At 74.9% G+C, this 13,755-nt stretch carries 16 protein-coding genes; 11 read left to right on the forward strand and 5 right to left on the reverse strand.

Annotated elements, in window-relative coordinates; translation table 11 throughout:
* Positions 1–3: 3 nt before the first annotated feature.
* The 6 genes from ACH495_RS23485 (at position 4) to ACH495_RS23510 (ending at position 5,345) form a co-directional block, all read left to right on the forward strand.
* Positions 4–975, forward strand: a complete 972-nt coding sequence (locus ACH495_RS23485) for a hypothetical protein (protein ID WP_396859856.1) — start codon at positions 4–6, stop codon at positions 973–975.
* Positions 975–1,832: a spermidine synthase gene (locus ACH495_RS23490; RefSeq protein ID WP_396859857.1), complete on the forward strand. Its 858-nt coding sequence runs from the start codon at positions 975–977 to the stop codon at positions 1,830–1,832. The genes ACH495_RS23485 and ACH495_RS23490 overlap by 1 nt, the downstream gene beginning before the upstream one ends.
* Positions 1,833–1,914: 82 nt before the next feature.
* A complete protein-coding gene (locus tag ACH495_RS23495; RefSeq protein ID WP_396859858.1) occupies positions 1,915–2,616 on the forward strand; it encodes a sigma-70 family RNA polymerase sigma factor in 702 nt (233 codons plus the stop codon).
* Complete coding sequence (locus tag ACH495_RS23500) at positions 2,613–3,395, forward strand: anti-sigma factor family protein (protein ID WP_396859859.1); 783 nt, start codon at positions 2,613–2,615, stop codon at positions 3,393–3,395. The genes ACH495_RS23495 and ACH495_RS23500 overlap by 4 nt, the downstream gene beginning before the upstream one ends.
* A 203-nt stretch (positions 3,396–3,598) precedes the next feature.
* Positions 3,599–4,252: a hypothetical protein gene (locus ACH495_RS23505; protein ID WP_396859860.1), complete on the forward strand. Its 654-nt coding sequence runs from the start codon at positions 3,599–3,601 to the stop codon at positions 4,250–4,252.
* 178 nt (positions 4,253–4,430) lie between these two features.
* The gene (locus tag ACH495_RS23510; protein WP_396859861.1) at positions 4,431–5,345 is read left to right on the forward strand and encodes a DNA-3-methyladenine glycosylase family protein; all 915 of its coding nucleotides are present in this window, start codon (positions 4,431–4,433) and stop codon (positions 5,343–5,345) included.
* Positions 5,346–5,349: 4 nt separating this feature from the next.
* Here the strand turns inward: ACH495_RS23510 and ACH495_RS23515 are convergent, their stop codons facing one another.
* Positions 5,350–5,877 carry a DUF1990 family protein gene (locus ACH495_RS23515; protein WP_396859862.1) on the reverse strand — a complete coding sequence of 176 codons (528 nt, stop codon included), beginning with the start codon at positions 5,875–5,877 and terminating at the stop codon, positions 5,350–5,352.
* 45 nt (positions 5,878–5,922) lie between these two features.
* Between ACH495_RS23515 and ACH495_RS23520 the strand changes: the two genes are divergently transcribed.
* The gene (locus ACH495_RS23520; protein ID WP_396859863.1) at positions 5,923–6,408 is read left to right on the forward strand and encodes a GNAT family N-acetyltransferase; all 486 of its coding nucleotides are present in this window, start codon (positions 5,923–5,925) and stop codon (positions 6,406–6,408) included.
* Here the strand turns inward: ACH495_RS23520 and ACH495_RS23525 are convergent.
* Positions 6,383–6,805: an SRPBCC family protein gene (locus ACH495_RS23525; protein ID WP_396859864.1), complete on the reverse strand. Its 423-nt coding sequence runs from the start codon at positions 6,803–6,805 to the stop codon at positions 6,383–6,385. The genes ACH495_RS23520 and ACH495_RS23525 overlap by 26 nt on opposite strands.
* A gap of 210 nt (positions 6,806–7,015) precedes the next feature.
* A complete protein-coding gene (locus tag ACH495_RS23530) occupies positions 7,016–7,228 on the reverse strand; it encodes a hypothetical protein (RefSeq protein ID WP_396859865.1) in 213 nt (70 codons plus the stop codon).
* Between the two features lie 135 nt (positions 7,229–7,363).
* Between ACH495_RS23530 and ACH495_RS23535 the strand changes: the two genes are divergently transcribed.
* Positions 7,364–8,476, forward strand: a complete 1,113-nt coding sequence (locus ACH495_RS23535; protein WP_396859866.1) for an ATP-dependent DNA ligase — start codon at positions 7,364–7,366, stop codon at positions 8,474–8,476.
* 43 nt (positions 8,477–8,519) lie between these two features.
* On the forward strand, positions 8,520–10,106 hold the full coding sequence (locus tag ACH495_RS23540) for an alpha/beta hydrolase (RefSeq protein ID WP_396860058.1): 1,587 nt from the start codon (positions 8,520–8,522) through the stop codon (positions 10,104–10,106).
* Positions 10,107–10,121: 15 nt separating this feature from the next.
* Here ACH495_RS23540 and ACH495_RS23545 read toward each other — a convergent pair whose 3' ends face one another.
* Complete coding sequence (locus ACH495_RS23545; protein WP_396859867.1) at positions 10,122–11,393, reverse strand: YncE family protein; 1,272 nt, start codon at positions 11,391–11,393, stop codon at positions 10,122–10,124.
* 168 nt (positions 11,394–11,561) lie between these two features.
* Between ACH495_RS23545 and ACH495_RS23550 the strand changes: the two genes are divergently transcribed.
* Positions 11,562–12,710, forward strand: a complete 1,149-nt coding sequence (locus tag ACH495_RS23550; RefSeq protein WP_396859868.1) for a helix-turn-helix domain-containing protein — start codon at positions 11,562–11,564, stop codon at positions 12,708–12,710.
* Between the two features lie 10 nt (positions 12,711–12,720).
* On the opposite strand, the gene ACH495_RS23555 is transcribed toward ACH495_RS23550, so the two are convergent.
* A complete protein-coding gene (locus ACH495_RS23555) occupies positions 12,721–13,203 on the reverse strand; it encodes a potassium channel family protein (RefSeq protein WP_396859869.1) in 483 nt (160 codons plus the stop codon).
* 51 nt (positions 13,204–13,254) lie between these two features.
* On the opposite strand from ACH495_RS23555, the gene ACH495_RS23560 reads away from it, so the two are divergent.
* Positions 13,255–13,707 carry a GNAT family N-acetyltransferase gene (locus ACH495_RS23560; protein ID WP_396859870.1) on the forward strand — a complete coding sequence of 151 codons (453 nt, stop codon included), beginning with the start codon at positions 13,255–13,257 and terminating at the stop codon, positions 13,705–13,707.
* Positions 13,708–13,755 lie beyond the last annotated feature (48 nt).

Consider the following 13,755-nt stretch of genomic DNA (forward strand, 5'->3'; position numbering starts at 1 on the left):
CGCGTGACGCCGTCGCAGCCCCGGTTCTTCGTCGACTCGTGGGACCCGGCGTACGGGGCGTCGTTCGAGGCCGCTGGCGGGGCCGGGCCGGCGGCGCCGAGCAGCGCCCAGGTGGAGGCCGACGTCGAGCTGCCGGTCACCGACTGGCGGGCGATCGACAGGCGCCCGGGGGTGCGGGCGCCGGACGTGGTGCTGCTCGTCGACGGGGTGCGCCGGATCGACGCCAGCGTCTGGACGGCCGAGGAGGACGGCGGCTCGTTCCCCGGCATCGCCGCCTCCTACGCGGCCGGGGTGGTCCGCTGTGACCTGGACCGGGGCGCCGCCGAGCTGGCCGGCTGCCGGGTGGGCCGGGGGTTGTTCACCGCCAGCCCGTCCGCGCAGGACGTGGTGGCCGGCGCGATCCGCTACCCGGTGCACCGGGTCGGCGGCACCGGCGAGCTGAGCAAGCTGCCGGCCGCGGTGCAGGGTCCGCTGACCGCGTTGGAGGTGGCCGTCTCGGACGCGGTCCGCGCCGACGGTGACCTGCTGGTGGTGGACGGTCCGCTGCGCAGCCGGCGGAACCTGCCGCGCACGCTGGGCTACATCAAGACGCAGCACAGCCAGTATCTCGACGCCCGGCTCACCGCGGTGGTGACCGGGCTGGCGCCGGGTCAGCGTTGCCCGGTGTTCCGGCTGGGCACGGCGTGGGGCGGATGGTCGTGGTATCTGCGCCTGCCGGTGGCGGCCGGGGCGCCCTGGGCGGGCATCGTCCGGATGGAGTGCTCGGCCGAGCTGACCGTGCCGGAGGCGGTAGCGCTGGCCGACCTGTCGCTGGTCACGCTGCCCCGGTTCGCGTCCACGCCGTACAAGGACCCGCGGGCCCCGCAGAACCTGGTGCCGATCGCCGGGCTGGAGCGCAAGCTGCGCGGCATGCTCGGCGACGCGCGGCTGCTGCACCGGGTGCTCACCTCGGCGGCGCGGGGGATGCGGCGCTGATGGGCCGGCGACGGGACACCGACCGGGTGGTGGCGGACGTGGACACCGGCCGGGCCGAGCTGGTGCCGGACCGGGACCGTCCCGGCTCGTGGACGCTGCTGCTGGACGGGGCGCCGCAGTCGCACGTGGACCTCACCGACCCGACGCACCTGGAGTTCGAGTACGTCCGGCGGCTGGCCGCCGCGATCGACCTGGTGGCGCCCGCCGGTGCGCCGCTGCGGGTGCTGCACCTGGGCGGCGGCGCGCTGACCCTGCCGCGGTACGTGCAGGCCACCCGGCCCGGTTCGACGTCGCGGGTGTCCGAGGTGGACGGCGCGCTGGTGGAGCTGGTCCGGCGGGAGCTGCCCTGGCCGGCCGATCCCCGGTTGCGGGTGAGGGTGGCCGACGCCCGCGCCACGCTGTCGTCCAGCCGGGACGGCGGGTACGACGTGATCGTGGCGGACGTCTTCGCCGGCGCCCGCACCCCGGCCCACCTGACCTCGGTGGAGTTCGTCGCCGAGGTGGCCCGGGTGCTGGCGCCGGACGGCTGTTACCTGGCGAACGTCGCGGACGGCCCGCCGCTGCGGCACGCCCGGGGGCAGGTCGCCACCGTGCGGACCGTGCTGCCCCGGGCCTGCCTGGTGGGCGACGCGGCGGTGCTGCGCGGCCGGCGGTACGGCAACCTGGTGCTGGTGGCGTCGCGGGTGGACCCGCCGGTGCCGGAGCTGTCCCGGCGGGCGGCCGGCGACTGGTTCCCGGGCCGGGTGGTGGCCGGCGACGAGCTGGACCGGTTCGCCGGCGGCGTCCCGGTGGTCCACGACGCGGACGCTGTCGACTCCACGCCACCGCCGCCAGGAATCTTTTCCGTCAAACGTTGATCCGATCGGCGGATCGGTGCGTATCCCCGGGCGGCCATGCCCGTGGGGGGCCGGCTGATGTCATTGGACACCGGAGGTCTGCATGCATGCGGTGGCGGTCGGCTGGCAGGGCGGGGTGGCAAGGCCCCAGTGGATGTCCGCCCGGGCACAGCCGCACTCGCGCGCGTCGCGTTCGACCCGGGGGGTCGACGCACAGCCCGCCGATCGCCAGAATGACCCGGTGCCGCCTCGACCCGCTCCCGGACGCCACCAGGCGACCTCCGCCGAGGCCAGCCACTCCGACCAGTTGATCCGCCTGCTCTACGCGGAGCACGCCGGCCCGCTGCTGATGTTCGTGATGCGACTGACCGGCGGGGACCGGCAGCGCGCCGAGGACATCGTGCAGGAGACGCTGCTGCGGGCCTGGCGCAACGCGCACCGCCTCGGCGTGCAGGGTGGTCAGGGCTCGCTGCGCCCCTGGCTGGTCACGGTGGCCCGGCGGATCGCCATCGACGAGCACCGCAGCGAACAGGCCCGCCCGGCGGAGACGTACGACCGGGACCTGACCGCGTTCGCCGAGGCGGACAGCACCGACCGGGTGCTGCGCACGATGACCGTGGCGGACGCGCTGCGTACGCTCAGCCAGTCCCACCGGGAGATCCTGGTGGCGACGTACTTCCGGGGTCGTACCGTGCCGGAGGCGGCGGAGGAGCTGGGCCTGCCGCTGGGCACCGCGAAGTCCCGGGTCTACTACGCGCTGCGCGCGCTGCGCACGGCTCTGCAGGAGAGGGGGGTGACGGAATGAGCCGGGCCGACCACATGGACGTCGCCGCGTACGCGCTCGGTGTGCTGGACGCACAGGACGCGGAGCGGTTCGAGGAGCACCTGGCCACCTGCTGGGCGTGCGCGGCGGAGCTGGAGACGATGGTTCCCGTGGTGGGGCTGCTCTCCGGCATCGACGGCGAGGCGATGGCCGCGCTGGAGCAGACCCACACCGATCCGGCGCTGCTGGACCGGACGCTGGTGGCGGTGCGGCGGGACCGGCGGCGTACCCGGGTCCGGCAGTTGCTGGCCACCGCCGCGGCCGTGGTGGTGTTCGGCGGGCTGAGCGGTGTCGCGGCCGGGTTCCTCGGCGCCGACACGCCGCCGCCGACGCCGCAGGCCGGGCCGACGCAGAGCGTGCCGACCGCCGCGCCGAGCAGTCGGCCGGACGACCCGAACGACCCGGACGTCGGCGGCAACGAGCAGGAGGGCGACCAGCACAACGCCACCGACCCGGGCACCGGCGTGAAGACGGTGATGTGGCTGGCGAAGAAGGAGTACGGCACGCAGATCGCCGTGCAGCTCAGCCGGCTGCCCGGGCCGCGCACCTGCCGGCTGTTGGTGGTGCGCAAGAACGCCACCAGCGAGGTGGTCGGCACCTGGTCGGTGCCGGGGGGCGGCTACGGCACCAACCAGAACCAGCTTCCGCTGGAGCTGAGCGCGTCGACCTCGGCCCCGCTCGGCGACATCGAGAAGGTCCAGGTGCAGTCCGTGGACGTCAACGGCGTGGCCAGCCCGCTGGTGACCGTCTCCGACCTGTAGATCGACAGCGCCGACGGCGCCGGGCGGCGATGGCCGCCCGGCGCCGTCGTGTCGTTCCCGGACGATCCCGTCGTGGTGGCGCACGCACCACGGACCGGATCGGTTCAATCGGTCCACTGTGAAATGCCCCACCCTTTCGACTTCAACCTTGACAGCACCCCGGCCCGTACTACCGGGCGAACTGCCAAGAACGAGGAGGGCACGTGGCACACCACATGCGGACGACCGTCATCGTCGCGAGCGCGATGGTCGCACTTACGGCCTGCGCCCCCGCAGGCTACGACGGGGCGAACTCGAGCGCGGCGGAGCCGGTCGCCGTCGCCGCGGCCGAACCCACCGCGGCGGCCGAGCCGGAGGCGTCGGCCTCCCCGGAGGCTCCCGCCGCCGACCAGGCGCCCCCGTCGGACGTGAAACTCACCGACGAACTGGTCGGCAAGAAGCTGCCCCGGATGGGCAAGGTCGTCACCGACCAGGACGGCTGGGTGCTGTACCGGTTCGACAAGGACTCGTCGAACCCGGCGCAGTCCAACTGCGTGGACAAGTGCGCCGAGGTCTGGCCGCCGGCGCTGACCGACGGCAACCCGCAGCTCCAGGGCGTCTCCGACGACAAGGTCGGCACCGTCACCCGCCAGGACGGCACCCGGCAGATCACCATCGGGGACTGGCCGGTCTACCGCTACATCGGCGACAAGAAGCCGGGCCAGTGGAAGGGCCAGGGCGTCGGCGGCACCTGGTTCGTCGTCGACCCGAACGGCAAGAAGAACCTGACCTGCCTGCCGACCGGCACCCCGAAGGCGGTCGCGCCGCCGGCGTCCGGCGGTTCCGGCGACTCGGGCGGCTCGGACTACTCGTACTGACCGCACCGGACACGGTGACCGGCCGCCGCCGGGGAGGGCGCGGCCGGTCACCGTCGTGGACCCGGGAAGCGGGACGTACCGGCATCGCCCCGCTTCCCGGCACGACCACCGCCGCGCACCCCTCGGGCTGCGCGGCGGTGTTCGTCGTCACGGCGGCACCGCATGGCAGAGTGGCGGGGTGACCTCGCCCGCCGCCCACCGCACGCTGCGCCCGCCGGCCGGCTACCGGCTGGCCGCCTCGGTGCGGGCGCTGACCTTCAGTCCGTACGACCCGTGCGCGCGGATCGCCGCCGGCAGCTTCTGGTGGGCGACCCGCACCCCGGACGGTCCGGCCACGCTGGCGCTGCGCCCGGAGGCCGGCGAACTGGTCGCCGAGGGGTACGGCCCGGGCGCGGCCTGGGTGGTGGACCGCGCCGACCGGGTGGCCGGGCTGGCCGACGACCTGACCGGTTTCCCCGCGCTGGCCGCCGCGCACCCGCTGGTGGCCCGGCTGGCCCACCAGCACCACGGGTTGCGGATGCCGGCCACCGGCCAGGTGTTCCCCCGGCTGCTGCGGGCCGTCTTCGAGCAGAAGGTCACCGGCAAGGAGGCCTACCGGGCGTACGCGGCGACCGTGCGGCACTTCCGCGAGCCGGCGCCGGGCCCGCTGCAACCGCTGCTGCTGCCGCCGGAACCGGCTGCGGTGGCGGCCACCCCGTACTGGGTGTTCCACCCGTTCGGGGTGGAGCAGCGACGGGCCGACACGCTGCGCCGCGCCGCCGCCGTCGCGGACCGGCTGGAACGCTGCGCGGACGCCGCCGAGGCGACCCGCCGGCTCACCGCGATCCCCGGCGTCGGGCCGTGGACCGCCGCCGAGGTGGTCCGGATCGCGTACGGGGACCCGGACGCGGTCAGCGTCGGCGACTACCACGTGCCGAACACGGTCGCCTGGGCGCTGGCCGGGGAGCCACGCGGCGACGACGCCCGGATGCTGGCGCTGCTGGCGCCGTTCACCGGCCACCGGGGGCGGGTGTGCGTGCTGCTGGAGGCCGCCGGCGTCCAGGCGCCGAAGTACGGCCCGCGCGCCCCGATCCGGTCCTTCGCCCGTTACTGAGCGGTCACCGGCTGGCGCAGAGCCGGCGCAGCGTCCGCCCCAGCCACCACGCGTACCCGAGCTGGAAGCCCCGGGTGACCGGCCCGGCGGCGCGCACGTACCAGCGGGCCGGCCGGCTGAACGCGGTCACCTCGAACCAGGTCCCGTCCGGACCACGGGTGACCAGGAACGCCTCCTCGCCGATCTCCGGGTGACCGGGCAGCGTGCCGTAGCCGAAGCCGGCCCGGTCCGGCTCGTCCACGGCCCAGACCACCTCGGTCGGCCCCCAGATCCGGGCCGGGCCGACGCCGAGCCCCGGCGTGACCCGCACCCCGGGCGCGGCGCGCGGCGCGTCGGCGCGCATCACCACGCCGGCGGCGCGGTGCAGCCGCCAGCCGAGCACCGCGTCCGCCGCGGCCGGGAACGCGCCGTCCGGCAGCCGGACCCGGTGGCGCAGGTGGTGGTAACCGGCCGGTCGGCCGCCGTCGCGGGTCGCGCCCACCTCGGGGTACGTCAGCTCGGCCACGTCGGCCTCCTCCTCGCGCGGGGACACCCGTCAGGGTACGACCGCCCGCAGCGGATGTGGTGAGCTGACCCGATGACCGACGTGACCGTCGTTCCCGCCGTCGTCGCGGACGCCGGGGAGATCCTCACCGTGCAGCGCGCCGCGTACCTGGTGGAGGCGCAGCGCTACCGGGACCTGTTCCTGCCCCCGCTGACCGAGACACTGGACGAGGTGCGGGCGGCGCTGGCCGGCCCGGACGTGGTGCTCGCCGCCCGGCGCGGGACCCGGCTGGTCGGTTCGGTGCGGGCCCGCCTCGACGGCGACACCGCCCACGTGGGCCGGCTCTCGGTCGCCCCCGACCAGCAGGGGCACGGCATCGGCGGGCGACTGCTGACCGCGGTGGAGCACGCCTGCGCCGGCCGGGTCGCGCGGTTCGCGCTGTTCACCGGCGCGGAGAGCGCCGACAACCTGGGCCTGTATGCCCGGCGCGGCTATCTGGTGGTCGCGCACCGGCCGGACGAGAACGGCAACCGGCTGGCGGTGCTGGAGAAGGTCAACCCCGCTCGCAGCGGCGCCTGAGCCCGTCCGCCTCCTGCCGCAGGTAGCGGCGCATGGTGGCGCCGCCGAACAGCCCGACCGGCCCGGCCAGCGGGCCGCGCTGGGACAGCACCAGCTCGACGCGGGTCCGCCCGCCGTCCAACGGCACCAGCCGGTGCTCGCCCCGGCTGCGTACGCCGGGGCTGGTGGACTCCCAGACGAACCCGGACGGCGGGTCGATCTCGGTGACCCGCCAGACCGCCGGACGCAGCCGGGGCTGCGTGAGCCGGGCGGTCGAGCCGAGGGCCAGCGGCCCGGGCTCCAGCCGGCGGGCGGCGGTGACCGAGGGTGTCCACTCCGGCCAGCGCTCCACGTCGGTCTGCACCGCCCAGACCCGGTCGATGTCGGCGGCGATCTCGACGGACTCGACGAAGCGCATGCTGGTTCCTCCCCGGAGCCGGTCCGCCGAGAATACGCCGGGCGGCGATGCGCGGTTGTCCCTGCGGTTGCGGGGCCGATGGCTGCGGTCTCCGGGGCTACAAACTTGATGACGTGGATGAGTCAAAGGTGTGAGCCGTCCACGTCATCAAGTTTGCAGGCGCTCGGCGGGGACAGGTCGAGCTGCTCGGCCAGCGGCCGTCGATCCGCGTCAGGCGGCCTCGTGGAGGTCGGCCAGGGTGACCGGGGCGTACCGGCGGAGCAGCCACTCCAGCTCGGCCACCGAGCCCGCCTCGCCGACGACGTTGGCTCCGCCGCCGTGCTCCGGCGGGTAGCGGTGCGCCAGCCGGTAGCGGTAGCGCCCTCGGACCAGCTCCACGCTGACCCGCCAGCGACCGCAGCATCTGCAACTCCACTCCGACACGCCGCGACGGTAGCTCTGACCTGCGGTTTCACCATCCGGTCGCGGGTGACGAACGGGCTCGGGGCGGGACACGCCGCCCCGGGCCGGCGGTGAGATGACTCACGGGTGTCGGTGGGGTCTGGTTGACTGGTCGCCGTGGACCTGCCGATCAATCCGCCGGTCGAGCCGATGCTCGCCAAGAGCGTGGCCGAGCTGCCCACCGATCCCGGCCTGACCTACGAGCCGAAGTGGGACGGCTTCCGCTGCATCGTCTTCCGCGACGGCGACGAGGTCGAGCTGGCCAGTCGCGGCGGCAAGTCGATGACGCGCTACTTCCCCGAGGTGGTCGAGCAGGCGCGCCGCCAGCTCCCGCCCCGGTGCGCGGTCGACGGCGAGCTGATCGTGATCCGCCGGGACGGGCCCGGCGGGCAGCCGCGGCTCGACTTCGAGCTGCTGGCCCAGCGGATCCATCCGGCCAAGTCCCGGGTGACGCTGCTCGCCGAGACCACGCCCGCCGACTTCGTCGCGTTCGACCTGCTCGCGCTCGACGACGAGCTGCTCACCGACCGGCCCTACCCGCAGCGCCGGGAGCAGTTGGAGCGGGCCCTGGCCGGGGTGCGGCCGCCGGTGCACGTGACGCAGGTGACCACCGATCCGGCGACGGCCCGGCGCTGGTTCGAGGTGTTCGAGGGCGCCGGGCTGGACGGGCTCATCGTCAAGCCGGCCGACCTGCCCTACGAGCCGGGCAAGCGGCTGATGTCCAAGGTCAAGCACGCCCGCACGGCGGACGCGGTGGTGGCCGGTTTCCGCTGGCACAAGTCCGGCCCGGTGGTCGGCTCGCTGCTGCTGGGGCTCTACGACGACGACGGGGTGCTGCACCACATCGGCGTCAGCTCCTCGTTCAGCATGGCCCGCCGCAAGGAGCTGCTCGACGAGCTGGAGCCCTACCGCGAGGTCGGCGGCGAGCACCCGTGGGTGCACGGCGACCACGAGCGGGGCCAGCGCATCCCGGGTGGGGTGAGCCGGTGGACCGGCGGCAAGAACCTGGAGTGGGAGCCGTTGCGCCCCGAGCTGGTGGTCGAGGTCGCCTACGACGCGATGGAGGGTGACCGGCTGCGGCACACCGCCCGGTTCCTCCGCTGGCGTCCCGACCGGGACCCTCGCTCGTGCGGCTACGGCCAGCTCGACCGCCCGATCCGCTACGACGTCGACGAGGTGCTGCGCGGCGATCCGGCGGCGACGGTGAGCGACACCCGCGGCCGGGCGTAGCCTGGCGGTCGACCCGATCACGGAAGGCGCCCACGTGACCCGTCTGCCCGACCGACCCCGCCGGGTCCGGCCCACGCTGGCCGCGTTCGTCGCGGCGGTGGTGCTCACCGCCGGTTGCACGCTGCCGGCGTTCGCGCCGCGCGCCGAGAGCGGGGGCGCGGTCGAGGCGGCCCCGCCGGGCAGCGCGCCCACCTGGCGGGCCTGCCCCGAGGTGCCGGGCGAGCTGGTCGGCCGGGGCGCGGCCGACATGCGCTACGAGTGCACCCGGATCGCGGTGCCCCGCAACTGGGGCACCGGGGCGGCCACCGGCGCGACCGCCGGGCCGGGCACCGGCGAGACGTTCGAGATCGCGCTGATCCGGGCCCGGTCCACCACGCAACGCGACCGGATCGGGTCGCTGGTGGTCAACCCGGGCGGCCCCGGGGCCTCCGGCGTGGACACCGCTGTCTACCTCTCCTTCGGCCCGGCGTTCGGCGGGCTGCCGAAGGCGGTCACCGACCGGTTCGACATCGTCGGCTTCGACCCGCGCGGGGTTTCCCGGTCCAGCCCGGTCAAGTGCATCCCGGACGCCGACCTGGACGCCAGCTTCGGCTACGACCCCGACCCGGAGAGCCAGGCGTCGTTCGACGGCTTCGTCGACCTCAACCGGCGCATCGGCGCGCGGTGCGGCGCCAAGTACGGCGACCAGCTCCCGCTCTACGGCACCGAGCAGGCCGCGCGGGACATGGACGCGGTGCGCGCGGCGGTCGGCGACGAGAAGTTGACCTACCTCGGTTACTCCTACGGCACGTTGCTCGGCGCGACCTACGCCCAGCTCTACCCGCAGCGGGTGCGCGCGCTGGTGCTCGACGGCGCGGTCGACCCGCGGCAGCAGCTGATCGCCGGCTCGGAGAGTCAGGCCAAGGGCTTCGAGCGGGCGTTCGACAACTTCTCCCGGTGGTGCGCGGCGAACGCCGGCCGCTGCCCGATCGCGCCCGACGCCCGGGGCGCGGTCACCGCCGCGATCGACAAGGCCAACACCTCCCCGGTGCGCGGCGCGGGCGGTCGGGTGGCCACCGCCGGCTGGGTCTTCTACGCGGTGATCTCGTCGCTCTACACCGAGCAGGGCTGGCAGGAGCTGGCCCGGGCCATCGACGACCTGCAGGGCGGTGACCCGGCGGGCGTGTTCAAGCTCGCCGACGCGTACGCCGGCCGTGAGGACGACGGGCACTACTCCAACCTGTTCGACGCCAACCTGGCGGTGAACTGCGCCGACGAGACCGAGAAGCCGACCCGGGAGCAGGTCCGGTCGTTGCAGTCGCAGTGGCGGCAGAAATATCCGCTGTTCGGCCCGGCGCTGGCGGTGGGGATGCTCGGCTGCGTGGAGTGGCCGGGCGCACGGGACCCGTACCCGACCGGGCGGGCCGTCGGCGCGCCGCCGATCCTGGTGGTCGGCACCACCGGTGACCCGGCCACGCCCTACGAGCAGACCGGCGCGCTGGCCTCGATGCTGGGCGTCGGCCGGGTGCTCACCTGGGAGGGCGAGGGGCACACCGCCTACCCGCAGACCGCGTGCGTGAATGCGGCCGTCGACGCGTACCTGATCTCGCTCACCGTCCCCCGGGAGGGGCTGCGCTGCCCCGCCCGGTGACGGTGCGGCGGCCGGTCAGCCGGCGGCCAGGGGTGTCCAGCCGACCGGCAGGTGCCCGATGCGGACCCGCTGCGGGTGGTCCCCCACCGGGACGCTGGCCACCTTCTGCCCGGTCGCGAAGTTGATGGCGGTGACCTGGTCCGCGCCGGATTCGGAGATCACGCAGTCCCGGCCGTCCCCGCTGACCGTGGCCCAGTACGGCTTGCTGGCCGGCACGAGCGTCCCCGGCAGCAGCGTGGCCCGGTCCACCACCGTCGCGTAGTCGTCCATCGTGCCGGCGACGCAGAGCCGCGACCCGTCCGGGCTGACCGACAGGCCGTGGTGCCGGGAGTCGTTCACCCAGGTGGTGCGGTCCTCGCTGGTGGCCGGGTTCTTCGGCAGCGTGGCGACCCGGGTGATCCGGTCGGTGGCCACGTCGTACTCGACCAGGCCGTTGAAGAAGGACACCTGGAAGTAGAGCTTGCCGCCGTCCGGGGTGAACACCGCCGGGCGGACCGCGTCGGAGAGGTCGCGGCGGCCGGCGGCGTCCAGCCGCTCCCGCATGTCGATCACCTTGACCACCTGGTACGTGGTGGCGTCGGCGACGGTGATCCGGCGGTCGCCCTTGGTCCAGTCGAGCCAGGGCGCGTCCAGGTCGGTGTTGACCTCGCCGATCGACATGTTCCACAGTCGATTGTCGCGGGTGAAGATGTTCTCGTGCGGCTTGTCGCCGGTGCCGAACGAGCCGAGCTGCTGACCGGTGCGGATGTCCAGCACGTGCACCGTGTTCGAGGTGGAGGCGGAGACCGCGACCCGGGTGCCGTCCGGCGACACGGCCATGTGGTCGGCGCGGTAGCCGGAGACCGGGAACCGCCAGCGGATCGCGCCGGTGGCCAGGTCGATCGAGACCACGTCGGCGAAGCTGGGCCGGGACGCCACGAGCGCGGTGCCGTCCGGCGTGGTGTACATGTCGTCGACGAACTGGTCGTGCCCCTCCCCCGGCCCCTGCCGGATGCCGAGGAAGTAGGCCAGCTTGATCGGGTTGAGGTATATCTCCCGCAGCCGGGCGGCCCGGTCCGGGATCACGTCGATCCGGCCGAGCTTGGCGTAGTCGCCGCGGGAGCGGATGACGTCGGCGGTGCCGTCCCAGTTGTTGCCGACGAACATCACCTCCTGGAGCGCGACGGCCGCGGCGGCGGGCGTGGGCGCCGTGGCCAGCGGGACCGGCACGGCGAGCGCGAGCGCGGCCAGCGCGGCGAGGCCGGCGCGGCGGCGGGCTCGGGACGGGTGGGGTGGCACGGGGGTCATGGACGCCTCCTGGCAGCCGGTGGGACATCGACGTTTCTCGGTGGCCCGATCGGTGTTACCTTGCGGTAACAACCAGGAGAGCAACCGGCCGGCCACGGTGGCTAGGAACCGGACGCCAACGCCCGACCGCCTCGGTTGTGCCGCGACGACAACGGGAAGCGGGCACCGATGACCCGGACCGGAGACGCCCCCACGTTCGGCGCGCTGCTGCGCCACCTGGCCGGCGACTCGGCCGCCGTGGAGGAGGTGGCCCTGGCCGCCCGTGCGGACTCCCCGGAGGTGGCCCGCCTGCCGGCCGGCGAGGTCCGCCGGCAGGTGGTCTTGCTGCTGACCAGCGGGCTCGGGGCGCTGGAACGCCACGAGGATCCGGCCGGGCGGGACTTCACCGAGGCCCGCCGGCTGGGCGCCGACCGGGCGGCGCAGGGCATCTCCGTGGCCGGCCTGCTGCGCGGCGTCCAGGCCGGCCGGGACCGGGCGGTGGAGCTGGTGGTCCGGCACGGGCGCGCCGCCGGCATCCCGGACCAGGTGCTGCTGGAGGGGCTGCTCGTCGTAGGCCGGTACGCCGCCGCGGTGGAACGGGCGGTGGTGGACGGGCACCGCGCCGCCGAACGGGAGCTGGCCGGCACCGGCGCGGCGGTCCGGGCGCGGCTGCTGCGCCGGCTGCTGCTCGACGGCCCGGCCGGCGCGGCCCCGGCCGAGCTGGCCCGGTTCGGGTTACGGCCGGACGGGCGCTACCACTGCCTGGTCGCCCCGCATCCCGACCCGGTGCGGTCGCACACCGTGCACCGGCAGCTCACCCGGCACGGCGGGCTGGTCGGCACCGTCGAGGACCGGCTCGCCGGCCTGCTCCCCCGGCTGCCCGACGCCGCCCCGACCGGACTGCTGGCGCTGGTGGCGCCCGCACAACCGTTGGAGCGGGCCCCGACCATGTACGCGCTCTGCCTGGCGGCGCTGCACACCGCGACGCGCCGCCGGCTGCGCGGCCTGCGCCGGGTGACGGACCTGGCCGGGGAGACCGCGCTGGCCGCCCAGCCGGCCCTGGCCGAGCTGCTGCGCGGCGCGTTGCTCGGCGCGCTCGACCCGGCCGACGAGTTCCACCGGGAGCTGGCCGCCACGGCGCTCGCCTGGCTGGACCACGGCCAGCGCCTGGACCAGACCGCGGCGGCGGTGCACGTGCACCCGAACACGGTGCGGTACCGGCTGCGCCGGCTCCGGGAGGTGACCGGCGGGCCGCCGGTCGAGGAGGGCGCGCGGTGCACGGTGCCGGAGACGGTGCACTGGTGGTGGGCGTTGCGGAGCTGGCTGGACGGCTGTTGACCCACGGGTCTCACCGGCGGCGGCGCCGGACCCGGGGCCCGCCGGGCCCGGTCTCGGGCGTCGGGCGGGGCGGCTCGGGCAGCACGACGCCCTGCCGGGCGGCCATCTCCTCCACCAGCGCCCGCAGCCGCCGGACGTCGGCCTTCAACTCCTCCTGCTCGGCGTGCTCGAAGGCGTCGTCGTCGACGATCAGCCGGCTGGCGAAGTGCGCGGTGATCAGGGGGATCACCAGCAGCACCATGGTGGAGATGAGCAGCGCGGCGAGGAACCGGCCGGCGAACGTGGTCGGGGAGATGTCGCCGTACCCGACCGTGGACGCGGTCACCACCGCCCACCAGACCGAGTCGGCGGCGCCCTTCTGCTCGGCCTGGCTGTAGAGCACGCCGGCCACCACGATCATCAACAGGTACGAGGTGATCAGCGTCCGGGGCGAGTTGGCGAACCAGACCAGCCCCCGGTAGATCCAGCGGAACGGCAGCAGCAGAAGGTCCATGGCGTCATGCTGCCCGGCCATCGCCACCCGCCGCTGTGCCAGGCTGGTCGGATGACCGAGGTGATCTTCCGGGAGGCGGTCCGCGCCGACCTGCCCGCCGTGCTGGCCCTGCTCGCCGACGACGTGCTGGGCCGCACCCGCGACCGGCCCGAGGTCGACGAGGCGTACGAGCGGGCGTTCGCCGATCTGGCCGCCGACCCGCGCAACCACCTGATCGTCGCCGACGACAGCGGTGAACTGGTCGGCTGCTTCCAGATCACGTACATCCCGGGGCTGGGCCGGCACGGCGCGGAGCGGTCCCTGATCGAGTCGGTGCGGGTCCGCGCCGACCGGCGCGGCCGGGGGTTGGGCCGGGCGATGATGCGCTGGGCGATCGACCAGGCGCGCGAGCGGGGCTGCGCGCTGGTGCAGCTCACCACCGACAAGCAGCGCGCCGACGCCCACCGGTTCTATCGCGACCTGGGCTTCGTGGCCAGCCACGAGGGGATGAAGCTCCCGCTGTAGGGGGTCCCGGCTCCCGCCGGCGGGGGAGGCCGCGCGGCCGGCCGCCGA

The sequence above is a fragment of the Micromonospora sp. NPDC018662 genome, from assembly GCF_044391475.1.
Taxonomy (GTDB): Bacteria; Actinomycetota; Actinomycetes; order Mycobacteriales; family Micromonosporaceae; genus Micromonospora.